Origin of the sequence: Synechococcus sp. H70.1, from assembly GCF_047502705.1 — a bacterium.
Lineage (GTDB): Bacteria > Cyanobacteriota > Cyanobacteriia > Thermostichales > Thermostichaceae > Thermostichus.
The window spans coordinates 1-11333 of the sequence record NZ_JANSIV010000019.1 but is presented as its reverse complement, the minus strand read 5'-3'; the positions used below and the strand labels follow the sequence as shown (position 1 = coordinate 11333).

10 protein-coding genes are annotated in these 11333 nt (G+C 62.0%); 6 read left to right on the top strand and 4 right to left on the bottom strand.

From position 1 onward, the window contains the following. The 3 genes from NW827_RS01505 to NW827_RS01495 all read left to right on the top strand — a co-directional run. A partial coding sequence (locus NW827_RS01505) for a 3-deoxy-7-phosphoheptulonate synthase (RefSeq protein WP_414503256.1) occupies positions 1 to 918 on the top strand: 918 nt, incomplete at its 5' end. Positions 919 to 1058: 140 nt separating this feature from the next. After that, positions 1059 to 1640: a tRNA-(ms[2]io[6]A)-hydroxylase gene (locus NW827_RS01500; protein WP_414403283.1), complete on the top strand. Its 582-nt coding sequence runs from the start codon at positions 1059 to 1061 to the stop codon at positions 1638 to 1640. 185 nt (positions 1641 to 1825) lie between these two features. Then, entirely contained in the window at positions 1826 to 1993 is a 168-nt protein-coding gene (locus tag NW827_RS01495; protein WP_414359204.1) for a hypothetical protein, read from the top strand. Here the strand turns inward: NW827_RS01495 and NW827_RS01490 are convergent. Continuing rightward, on the bottom strand, positions 1990 to 3108 hold the full coding sequence (locus NW827_RS01490) for a hypothetical protein (protein ID WP_414503255.1): 1119 nt from the start codon (positions 3106 to 3108) through the stop codon (positions 1990 to 1992). The genes NW827_RS01495 and NW827_RS01490 overlap by 4 nt on opposite strands. Before the next feature lie 252 nt (positions 3109 to 3360). Between NW827_RS01490 and NW827_RS01485 the strand changes: the two genes are divergently transcribed. Both NW827_RS01485 and murI read left to right on the top strand, forming a co-directional pair. After that, on the top strand, positions 3361 to 5133 hold the full coding sequence (locus NW827_RS01485) for an N-acetylmuramoyl-L-alanine amidase (RefSeq protein ID WP_414403280.1): 1773 nt from the start codon (positions 3361 to 3363) through the stop codon (positions 5131 to 5133). Positions 5134 to 5203: 70 nt separating this feature from the next. Then, positions 5204 to 6082: a glutamate racemase gene (murI, locus tag NW827_RS01480; RefSeq protein ID WP_414403279.1), complete on the top strand. Its 879-nt coding sequence runs from the start codon at positions 5204 to 5206 to the stop codon at positions 6080 to 6082. Between the two features lie 63 nt (positions 6083 to 6145). Here murI and NW827_RS01475 read toward each other — a convergent pair whose 3' ends face one another. Continuing rightward, complete coding sequence (locus NW827_RS01475; protein WP_414359211.1) at positions 6146 to 7372, bottom strand: argininosuccinate synthase; 1227 nt, start codon at positions 7370 to 7372, stop codon at positions 6146 to 6148. Positions 7373 to 7539: 167 nt separating this feature from the next. Here NW827_RS01475 and NW827_RS01470 point away from each other — a divergent pair, with 167 nt between their 5' ends. Further along, positions 7540 to 9474, top strand: a complete 1935-nt coding sequence (locus NW827_RS01470; RefSeq protein WP_414403278.1) for an FAD-dependent oxidoreductase — start codon at positions 7540 to 7542, stop codon at positions 9472 to 9474. 15 nt (positions 9475 to 9489) lie between these two features. Here the strand turns inward: NW827_RS01470 and secF are convergent, their stop codons facing one another. Both secF and secD read right to left on the bottom strand, forming a co-directional pair. Beyond that, a complete protein-coding gene (secF, locus tag NW827_RS01465; protein WP_414403277.1) occupies positions 9490 to 10485 on the bottom strand; it encodes a protein translocase subunit SecF in 996 nt (331 codons plus the stop codon). Continuing rightward, on the bottom strand, positions 10482 to 11333 hold an 852-nt coding region (secD, locus tag NW827_RS01460; protein ID WP_414503254.1), incomplete at its 5' end, for a protein translocase subunit SecD. The genes secD and secF, both read right to left, overlap by 4 nt.

Genomic DNA, 11333 nt, shown 5'->3' with positions numbered 1-11333 from the left:
CTCCATCGCTTGGTGGTGATTGTCGGCCCCTGTTCCATCCACGATCCCGAAGCGGCCCTGGAGTACGCCCATCGCCTTAAGCGGGTAGCCGACCGAACCCGCGAGCACTTAGTGATTGTGATGCGCACCTATTTTGAGAAGCCGCGCACCACAGTGGGCTGGAAGGGGCTGATTAACGATCCCCACCTGGATGGCTCCTGTGATATCGCCACCGGCTTGCAACTGGCCCGTTCCATCCTGCTGCAGATCAACGAGCTGGGCTTGCCCTGCGCCACGGAGATGTTGGATCCGGTAACCCCTCAATACACCGCAGATCTGGTGAGCTGGGCAGCCATCGGCGCTAGAACCATTGAAAGCCAGACCCACCGGGAAATGGCCAGTGGCCTCTCTATGCCCGTGGGCTTCAAAAATGGCACCGACGGACGGCTGGAGATTGCCCTCAACGCCATCCTGTCCGCTAGCCACCCCCACAGCTTCCTGGGCATTGGCCAAGACGGCAGGACGGCTTTGGTAAAAACCACCGGCAACCCTGACCGCCACATCGTGTTGCGGGGAGGTGGTGGCAAGACCAACTATGGGCCGGAGGATGTGGCGCGGGCGGCCCTGCTGATGAAGGATCAAGGGATCCCGCGCTCAGTGATGGTGGACTGCTCCCACGACAACTCCCACAAAGACTACCGCCAGCAGGGAGCCGTCTGTCGAGCAGTGCTGCGGCAGTACCAAGAAGGGCAGCGGGCCTTGATGGGACTGATGCTGGAGAGCAACCTCAAGCCGGGCAAGCAAACTTGGCAGAAGGGAGTGCCGCTCCAGTACGGTGTCTCCATTACTGACGGCTGCATTGGCTGGGAGGAGACAGAGGAGCTCCTGCAGGAGATGGCGGCAACCGTGGCGGGGAAAGCCCTGGCCCTGAGCCATTGAGCCCTTGGACAAGCTCCAGCCTTGTCTAGAGTTGTCTAGGTCTTCCAGGGGAGAGGGGCAGCGCTAAGATCCTGTTGTCCCTCTTCCCCTGTTCCAAGGGGACCGTTCTTGCCAAAACCTTTTTTGCTTTTCTTGAGCCTGTGGTTACCCTCCAACTGGCTTCCCCCACTTCTGAGGCCTGGATTGAGCAGGCCACCCATCACCTTGACCTTATTTTGTTGGACCACGCCAACTGCGAGAAAAAAGCGGCGGGTAACGCCCTCAGTCTCCTCTTTCGCTACCCAGCCAACGGGCGGCTGGTGGAAGCCCTTTCGCCACTGGCGCGGGAGGAGCTGCAGCATTTTGAGCGAGTCCACCGCCATTTGCAGCGGCTGGGGATCCCCTTTAGGCCCCTGTCGGCTGCTCCCTACGCTAGCCGCCTCAACCAACACTTGCGCCGCCGTGAGCCAGAGCATCTTCTGGATACGCTGTTGGTGGCCGCCATCATCGAGGCTCGCAGCCACGAACGCTTGGGCCTGCTGGGAATTCACCTCCTCGATCCCGAACTGCGCCAGTTTTACCTGTGGCTGGCAGCGGCTGAAGAGCGGCACTGGCAGCTGTACCTCGAGCTGGCGCTGGAGCAGTTCCCCGCTGAGCAAGTGCAGGAGCGGCTGGACACCCTGCTGCAGGTGGAAGCTGAGATCCTCTCCACCCTTCACCCTGAGCCACGTGTCCATAGCTAACCCCTTCCCTTGCGGCAACCTGAAGGCAGAGGCCTGTTGAAGAGAGCCGGTAGGCAAGGGGGATCGTGGTTGCCTGTCCGGCTCAAACTAAGCTACTGGGGGCGGATAAGCCCCGCCCTGTACTTGGAGAGACACCCTCGCAAAGAGAGGGTAGGAGGGTCTCGGTTGCAACCACGCGGTGGGACATGCCGTGGCTGCTCGGGGAGGGACGACCAGATCCCGTTGAAGTGTTGGCAGAGCGCGGCATAAGCCTTAGCATGGGCGATATTGCCAAGCGGCAGTCGCAGGGGGGATCCTACCAGGAGAAGTCAATGGGGTTCTGCCGTCTGCAGAGAGGGGAAGATCCTGCTTAGCGGCGCTGGCGCAATCCGGAAAGGGCTCCAACCCAAAGCATCAGCCTTGCCTGGAGAGAGAACCACATCTCAGGATTTGTGCGCAATCCAAACAGGGCATACAGGCCCAATAGAAACAAAACACACCCATTTCCCAGCCCTTTGTAAGTTTGGACAATTTGGCTTTGGCTCCAGCCAAATTCATAAACTAAGCGGTTCATATCCCCAGCGGCATCTCCTTGGCCACCCAGCAGAGTTCCCCACGGAATTGGAGCTAGCCCTTTTTGAATGCTGTGCCATTGCCAAAAGCTTCTCCAGAGGCTGCTGGCTGCAACTCCCAAAACGACGAATCGCCAAAAGTCCCACCGCCAGCGGTCTGGCAAGCGAAGATAAAAGCAGGCTATTAAGAAGGTACTGATGTAAAACTCACCGCCTACACTGCCAAAGGTAATGAGCATTTCTTTGGTGCGATTGGGCATGAGCCAGGTCATATAAAACTGCAGCAGAGCAAGAACAATAGCCAATGGCTGCAGCCATTGGATCTGCTCCTCGCGAGCCGACTTGAAGAGCAAAGCCAATAAAAAGAGGATCCCAAAGTACACAAAGGGATCCTTCTCGGAACTGATGCTGGTCCAGCCAAACGGTAAGGGCAAAGCGCGATGCCCACTCCACCAGGCAATTGTGGCATGGCCCAGCTCGTGAATCCAAATGTGCCAAGGGAGATGTAGCACCTGCAGTAGAGCAATGTTGTTTACCAGCAGGGCCACCACCACTGCAGCCGGATAGGCCCAGAGGTTGACTGTCCAGCTATCAAAAGAAAAGCGATCCCAACGCGGCTGGGAGCCTAGGCGCAGGCTGCGCTGCCAAAGCAACTGGGAGCCGCGGAAAGCGCGGATCTCCAATTGCTCGAGGCGCGGAATCCGCAGTTGCTTCACCATTAAAAACAGTTGAGCCGCAACCCCTGGCGGCGAGAGGCCTTGGGGCAGGGATCCCAGCAGGTGGATGTGCAGGGTGTTGTCAGCAAAATGTACTTGCGCAGGCCAGCCCCGTCGCAGCAGCTCCAGCCGAACAACTCGCACAATTGCTTGGCTGTCCCCAGCGCGGGCCAGGGCGAGGGGATCAGGGGAGGCGGGCATTGCCAGTTACCTCCTAGAGCACGGCGGCAGCACCATTATTCTTCTATTCTTCACGGGGCTGCCGGACAAAAATTGCGCTCCCTCTCAGGTCGTCCCAGGGGGAGGTTGGTATAGTTGAGGGCAGCAGGTAGGCGGAGTGAGTGGAGGATCATGCCTGGCTTGGACAAGGGGGGGATAAGACGGGATCCCAAACCGTCTAGGCAGAGCGCCCTGTGGGGAGCGACGCTGCTGTTGGGTTTAGCCGCAGCAGGTTTGTTTTCCCCCTTGCCTGTTCAAGCGCAGCCGACCCCTGTTCCCGGTCTGTCTCGCATTGACCGTTGGCACTACGACCCCCAGCGGGGGTGGCTAGAGGTTAACACTGAGGGAGAGGTGCGGCCTTTTTTGTTTGTGCTGCAAAACCCTCCTAGGGTAGTGCTGGATTTTCCCAACACCCTTTTTGGGCAAGAGCCCCAAACCCAGAACTTTCCAGGACGGGTTACCTCTGTGGAGATCAAACAGCTCACCCCAACCATCACTCGCTTTGTGCTGCACCTGCAGCCGGATCAACCCCTTAGTCTTGGCCAACTGCAACTGCTCACCGCCGGCCCTTCCCGCTGGGCTGTCCAGTTCCTCCAGCCCGAGCAATCCCTGCCTCTCCCTCCCTCACCCCCTGCTCCCCAGGAGCCCACGTCCCTGCCTCTGTCAACAGCGTCGCCCGCTCGCCCCGAAGCCAGCCTGCCCTCTCCTCCTGCCCCATCCCCTGCCAGCCATCAGATCTTGGCCATCTCTCCCCACGCGGAGGGCTTCTTTATCCGCACCCAAGGCAGTCCCCCCACCACGGTGCGGCGCATCCTCGATCCGGATCGGGTGGTGGTGGATTTTCTCAACACCACCCTCAGCCCTGCCCTTACCCAGCGGCTCTATACCGTCAACCGCCTGGGGGTTTTGCGGCTGCGGGTGGGGCAATTTGAGCCCACCATTGCCCGCGTGGTGTTGGATGTGGATCCTTCCAGTGGCGATTGGGAGGCCCGCTACGACCCGCAGCAGGGAGGAATCTGGATCCAGCCCGCCGGGGGTGCTGCCCAGGCCAGCCTTCTGCCTGATGTCAGCCCAACCGAGGCCCAAGAACCGCTGGCTACCTTACGCTCGGTGGAGCTGCGGGGGAATCAGCTCATCATTAGCGCCGATGGGTTCATGTTCTACCGGGCCGGCTGGGATCCTGAAAGCGGCGGCTACCGCATCAACGTGGCCCCAGCACGCCTGCCTCCGTCCTTGCCGGATCCCGGCTTGCCCATTGGGGGACCGGTGCAGCGGATCCGCTTTGTCCAAGAGGACGCTCGCACGGTCAGCATTCTGGTACAGCCTGCCGAGGAGTTCAATGTCTTTGAGCCCAACCCTGGCCAGGGATCCCGACGCATCACCCTGGAGCTGCGGCCTCTGAAGGCTCCGCTGCCCAGCCCTCAGCCGCCAGCGCCTGCCCAAGCTTCCCCTCCTCCCCCCCTGGGCCGGACGGTCATTGCCATCGATCCGGGACACGGCGGACGGGATCCCGGCGCCATCGGGGTAGATGGGATCCAGGAAAAAGACATCGTGCTCTCCGTTTCCCACCAGGTTCGACAATTGTTGCAGGAGCGGGGGTATACGGTGGTGATGACCCGCACCGACGACCGCGAGGTGTTGCTGCAGCCGCGGGTGGATAGGGCCGTGCAGGCCAATGCCACTCTCCTGGTGAGTATCCATGCCAATGCTCTGGAGCGCTCCAGTGTTCACGGCATCGAGACCTACTACCTGCGGCCCGACAGCGCTGAGCTGGCCCGGATCCTGCACCGCAGCCTGGTGAGGGCCACCGGTGCCGCCGACCGGGGAGTGAGGCGGGCCCGCTTTTTTGTGGTGCGAGAAACGCCCGTGGGCATGCCCTCAGTGCTGCTAGAGCTGGGGTATGTAACCAACCCAACCGAAGGGCGTAGGTTGGCTACTCCCGAGTATCAGGCCATCTTGGCGCGGGCCATTGCCGAGGGCCTCGAGACCTTCTTGCGCAACCGCTAGAGGATGCCGCCTGTCCTAAGGCAGGGTAGGATACAGCAGCTTAGGCCAAGGTGCTGAGGGAGGAAGGAGCATGCGTTGGGGGTGGGGAGCAGAGCCAGATCCCAGTTGGCCAATTGGGGTGTTTGACAGCGGCCTGGGGGGGCTCACCGTCTGGCGGGCCCTGCGCCGGCAGTTGCCCCAGGAGCACCTTGTTTACTTTGCGGATACAGCGCGGCTGCCCTATGGGGATCGCTCCCCCGAGGAGATCTTGACCTTTGTGCGCCAGATCCTGCACTGGCTGCAGGCACAGCCCGTGAAAGTGGTGGTGATGGCCTGCAACACCAGCTCGGCGCTGGCTTTGGAGCAAGTGCAGCAGGAGTTTGCCCTGCCCATCCTTGGCCTCATCCTGCCCGGTGCCCAGGCGGCCTTGGCCCAGGGATCCCGTATTGGGGTCATTGCCACGGCGGCTACAGTTAAAAGCCGCGCCTACTCCAAAGCCATCCAGGAGTACAGCGCCCTGGATCCAAGGCGCTTTCCCCAGCCTGTCCAGTGCTGGGAGCAGGCCTGCCCGGCGTTCGTCCCCCTCATCGAAGCGGGTCAGTTAGACAGCCCCGAGCTGCAGCAGGCCGCCAAACGCTACCTGCAGCCGCTCCTGCGGCAGGGGATCGACACCCTTGTCTATGGCTGCACCCACTATCCCCTCCTCGATCCCCTGCTGAGGTCTCTGCTGCCCCCTTCAGTCAAGCGTGTGGATCCCGGGGTGGCCCTGGTGCGCTCCCTGGCCCGCGAACTCAGCCTCTGGGGCCTGCGCCGCCCCCCAACGGCCCCCCCAGACGAACCCCACCGCTTCTACGTCAGCGGGGATCCGGAGCGCTTTGCCCAGTTGGCCACTCCTTGGCTGGGCTTTCGGCCCCAGGTGGAACGAGTGGAATGGCCGGCCCTGGATGTCAACAACTTCCGTCGACCCTAGGCAAGAGCAACTAGAGGGCTTGGGTTGAGGAGAGCCCAAGGCCTGCGGCGCCAAGCCAGGATCCTATCTCCCTTCGCGGAAGCGGGCCGTAGCACCCTGAACCTGGGCCCAGACACGGGTGGGCAAGCCCCAAATGTAGATGAAGCCTTCGGCGGCGCGGTGGTCGAATTGATCCCCTTCCCCGTAGGTAGCCAGCTCTGGGTTGTAAAGAGAGTAGGGAGAACGGCGGCCCACGCAAACTGCTTGGCCCTTGTGCAGCCGCATCCGCACCACACCGGTAACGCTCTTTTGGGTGGTGCGAACGAAGGCGTCGAGGGCCTCCCGCAGCGGCGAATACCAAAGGCCGTTGTAGACCAACTGGCTATAGGTGGTCTCGATGCCGTACTTGTACTGGAGGACCTCACGGGTAAGGGTGAGGCTTTCCAGCTCGCGGTGGGCTGGAATCAGCACACTTAGAGCGGGGCACTCGTAGATCTCCCGCGACTTGATCCCAACCAGCCGGTCCTCAATCATATCGATGCGGCCCACCCCGTGGCTGCCGGCCAAGGCGTTGAGCTGCTCAAAGAGAGCTCTGGGGCTGAGGCGTTGCCCATCCAATCCCACAGGGATCCCTTGCTCAAACTCAATCTCCACATAGGCAGGCTCATCGGGTGTCTGGGCAATGGGCCGGGTGAGGGCGTAGACTTCCTCCGGCGGCTCTTGGTCGGCGTCTTCCAGGATCCCGGCTTCGACGCTGCGGCCGAGGATGTTGAAGTCAATGCTGTAGGGGCTGGACTTCTGCACTGGCAGGGGGATCCCGTAGCGCTCGCCATAGGCAATGGTCTCCTCGCGGGTCATGCCCCACTCACGCGCTGGGGCCAGCACCTTTAGCCTAGGGTTTAGGGCAGCAATGGCTAGATCGAAGCGCACTTGGTCGTTGCCTTTGCCAGTGCAGCCGTGGGCTACGGCGTCGGCACCCACTTCTTCTGCCACCTCCACCAGCAGCTTGGCAATTAGGGGTCGAGCCAAGGCAGTGGAGAGAGGGTAGCGCTGTTCGTAGAGGGCGTTGGCTTGGAGGGCCGGGAAGGCGTAGTCGGTAATCAGGGTCTGGACAGCCTCCCGCACCAGGGATTGCTCTGCCCCTGCCCTAAGGGCCTTGGCCTGGATGGCCTCCAGCTCTGCTCCTTGCCCCAGATCCACCGCCAGGGTTACCACCGATTCCACCCCCCACTCGTGTTTGAGGTAAGGAATGCAGACGGAGGTGTCAACGCCGCCGGAGTAGGCCAAAACCACTTTCTTTGCCCGTCCCATGGTGTTGTGGATCCCTGTTGGCAACAAGTTGCTAGCCCATTATGCCTTGTGGCTTGCCCGGTCTGGATCTAGGGGCAGCTTTGTCGAGTATTCTCACAGAGGATTTCTCCTGGGCTTGGGATCGCTGTCTAGGCAGTTGTTGGCGCAGCGTGGGGGGTGGGGGTTAGGTGAGCACAGCCAGCAGAGGGATCCTGGCAGCACAGCCGAGACTTAGCCGCAGACGAGCCCTGGGGCTGGGGCTCCTGTCGCTGCTGAGCTTTGTGGCCGGGGCAGGGTTTGCCGCCCTCTCCCAGCCGGAAGGGGGATCTCCCGTTGCCGCCCCAGAGCCGGAAGTGCCCCGCTTTACCGCCCACGGCTGGCCGCTGCTGGATCCCCTGCCGCCGCCGGACGAGATCTGGGAGTGCGAGCTGGTGGTAGTAGGCGGATCCTTGGGGGGCGTGGCGGCAGCCAGTCAGGCCATGCGGGGGGGTGTGCAAACCTGCCTCATCGAGCTCACCCCCTGGCTAGGGGGGCAGATCACCTCCCAGGGGGTATCGGCCCTCGACGAGTCCCTCCTCATGCGGCAGCGGGGCAATTTTTCCCGCCACTGGCTGGAGTTCAAAGCCCTAATCGCAAGCCAGCCGGTGCATCTGCCTGCCTGGACAGGGGTGCCCCCCGGAACTCGCGTATCCGAGATCAACAGTTGCTGGGTAGGGGAGCTGTGTTTTCCGCCCCAGGCGGGTCTGCAGGCGGTGGAAACCTGGCTGCAACAGGCTGCCCGCAGCGCCCCCAACAGTCGCTGGGCCACCCAGACTGCTTTTAAGGGGGCCACCTTCAGCGCTGACGGCTCCCGCATTGAGAGCATCTACGCTGTGCGGCGGCAGCCGCGGGATCCCAACTTTGTGCCCCCAGGGCGGCTGTGGCGGGAATTGGTGAGCTGGTATAGCTGGCAGGAAACGGAAGTGTTTGCCAAACGGGTGCTACGGCTGCAGGCGCCACCGGGCCGCCACCTGTTTGTTATCGACGCCACCGACACCGGTGAGGTAGTAGGCTGGGCCGGCATCCCCTACCGGCTGGGCTCAGAAGGGCGAGATCTTACTGGGGAGCCCAATGCCCCGCCGGCCAGCAACCCCGAATGTACCCAGGCCTTTACCTTTCCCTTCGTGCTGGCCATCCACGACGATGGGGGCCGCTCCCGCGCTGAGCTGGCCCAGCTGCAGCCAGGCTACTCCCGTGCCGAACACCGCCGCCAGTTTGACCTGGAGGGGTTTCCCACCTTCAGCGGCCAGAGCTTTTTCAACTACCGCCGCATTGTCAGCAAAGGTCGCACAGATCCCTTTTACGGCACCCCGGTTCCCGGGGATCTAACCCTGGTGAACTGGAACCGCGGCAACGACTGGGGGATCATGAACCCCCCCCTAATCTTGACAGAAGAACAGCTGGTGGCCTCAGGGCAGCGCCACAACTGGCTGGGGGGGCTGGACGTCTCCGCCCTCAAGGATGGAGAAAACCACGCCCTGCTCTTTGCCGAGTGGCTGATGGAAACTCAGTCCCGCGCCGGCTATCCCCTCTCGTTGGTGTTTGCCGAGGACTCTTTGCTGGGCACCCGCTCCGGCCTCAGCCTCTACCCCTACATCCGGGAGGGGCGGCGCATCCTGGGGCGAGCTGCCTACGGCCAGGCGGAATTCCAGATGCTGGAGCAGGATATTCGCGTTGGTGCCTTGGGGGGGCGGGATTTCAGCCCCACGGCAGTGGGGGTGACTCACTACGCCATCGATATCCACGGCTGCCGCTACCGCAACTGGGAGCCTTCCCTGTCAGCCAGCTCGGCGCCTGTCAACGAGTTTTCCGTCCGCCCCATCGTCATCCCCCTCGAGGCCCTCATCCCCCAGAAAGTGGATAACCTGCTCATCGGCGGCAAAGGGATCGCCGTCAGCCACATCGTCAACGCCGCCACCCGCACCCATTACGGCGAGTGGACCATCGGCTCGGCAGCGGGGCTCATCGTAGCCTGGTTGCACAGCCAGGATCCCGGCTTGATCCCGGCTCAGATCGTGCCGCAGGGCAAGATGGCCGACTTGCAGCGCTACCTGGTTGCCCATGGACAGCGGCTGCACTGGTAGGCAGTTGCCGCCGCCCTACCCCTGTGCGCCGGAAGGGAGTGAATCGGGATCCCCTTTTCCGCCATAGCGCCGCTGCCGCCACCACACCAGCAGAGGGCTGGCGATGAAGATGCTGGAATAAACCCCCAAGCTGAAGCCGATGAGCAAAGCGATGGCAAACCCCTTCAGGGTGGCTCCCCCAAAAATGGCAATGGCCACCAGGGGCAGCATCGTGGTCAGGGTGGTGTTCAAAGAGCGGGCAAAAGTCTGGTTCAACGACAGGTTCACCACCTCGGCAAAGCTGACCTTGCGGCTGACCAGACGCAGATTTTCCCGGATGCGGTCGTAGATAACCACCGTGTCGTTGACGGAAAAACCAATGATGGTTAACAGCGCCACCACAAACAGGCTGTCCACCTCCATGCCCACCGTTAGGCCCAAAAGGGCAAACAGACCTGTTGTCAGCACCACATCGTGCAGCAAGGCCACAATGGCAAACACCGCGTAATCCCACTGGAAGCGCAGGGCCAGATACACCACAATGAGCCCAAAGGAGATGAGCACGGCCACGAGGCCGGAACGCAAGAGTAAACGCCCCACCGTCGGGCCCACCGTCTCTACTAGGTTGCGCTCAAAAGGGCCTACCTGCTGCCGCAGCGTCTCCTCTACCGCTAGGCGCTCCTGCTCGGTCAAAGGGGGCATGCGGATTAGGGCTTCCTGGCCGGTCTGGGTGTCCAGTTGGATGATGCTGCTGCCCAGGTTGTGTTCCTGCAGCGCCCGCCGCAGCTCGTCAGTGGTGACAGGCCGCTCAAAACGCAGATCCAACAAGGTGCCGCCGGCAAAGTCCAGCCCCAGCCGCAGCGGTGTCCCTAGAGAGGCCAGAGAAAAGGCCATGCTGACCAGCCCCACCAGCAACACCGCCAAGGAAAGGGTAAACCAGAGCTTGCTGCGCCCGACAATGTCGAAGCGGTAGTCGAGCAACCGCCGGGAGCCCCCCGCCGGATCGGGGGGGGATAACTCTTGCGCCGTCATGATTGAGCTGCCTCCATGCGAACGCCGTAGAGCTCTGGCTTGCGCAGGCTGGGGATCGCCATTGCCGCCAAAAGCAGGGTGCGGGTACAGGTGAGGGCCGTGAAAAAGCTCACCAAAATGCCAATGGCCAAGGTGACGGCAAAGCCTTTCACCAGCCCCATCCCCAGCCAGAAAAGTACACCACAGACCAAAAGGGTGGTGACGTTGCTGTCGAGGATGCTGCTGAAGGCACGATTAAACCCTTCCGAGATGGACTTGTAGAGGGATTTGCCCGCCCGCAGCTCCTCCTTGATGCGCTCGAAGATCAGCACGTTGGCATCCACCGCCATGCCGATGCTGAGGATAAAGCCGGCGATCCCCGGTAGGGTCATGGTCACCCCCAGCAGTTGGAACAGAGCAAACGTACAGAGGGCGTAGATGAGAAGAGCAAGATCGGCAACAAGCCCCGGCAGGCGATAGTAGGCCACCATAAACACCAGCACCAGCACCAGGCCGCCAATGCCGGCATAGAGGCTGCGACGCACGCTCTCTTCCCCCAGCGTGGCCCCCACCGTGCGGTTTTCAATGACGCGAATGGGAACCGGCAGCGCCCCCGCCTTGAGCTTGATTGCCAAGTCAGTAGCAGTTTCCACCGTGAAGTTGCCAGTGATCACTGCCGTTCCGCCAGTAATGCCAGTGCGGGCAAACTCTGGCCCCACGATGGGGGCGCTAATCAGCACGTCGTCGAGAAAAATGCCAAGCGGGCGCCCTGTGCCCGCCAACTCTCGAGTGAGCTGGGCAAATTTTTCTGCCCCTTCCGGCTTAAACTCTAGCAGTACTTCCCAGCTCTGGGAGCCGCGACGAGGGGC

Bases quoted from the DNA above. Each gene is read 5' to 3' on its own strand.
- murI (WP_414403279.1), top strand. From the start codon at position 5,204: ATGCGTTGGGGGTGGGGAGCAGAGCCAGATCCCAGTTGGCCAATTGGG.
- secF (WP_414403277.1), bottom strand. From the start codon at position 10,485: ATGACGGCGCAAGAGTTATCCCCCCCCGATCCGGCGGGGGGCTCCCGG.
- NW827_RS01495 (WP_414359204.1), top strand. From the start codon at position 1,826: ATGCCGTGGCTGCTCGGGGAGGGACGACCAGATCCCGTTGAAGTGTTG.
- NW827_RS01475 (WP_414359211.1), bottom strand. From the start codon at position 7,372: ATGGGACGGGCAAAGAAAGTGGTTTTGGCCTACTCCGGCGGCGTTGAC.
- NW827_RS01490 (WP_414503255.1), bottom strand. From the start codon at position 3,108: ATGCCCGCCTCCCCTGATCCCCTCGCCCTGGCCCGCGCTGGGGACAGC.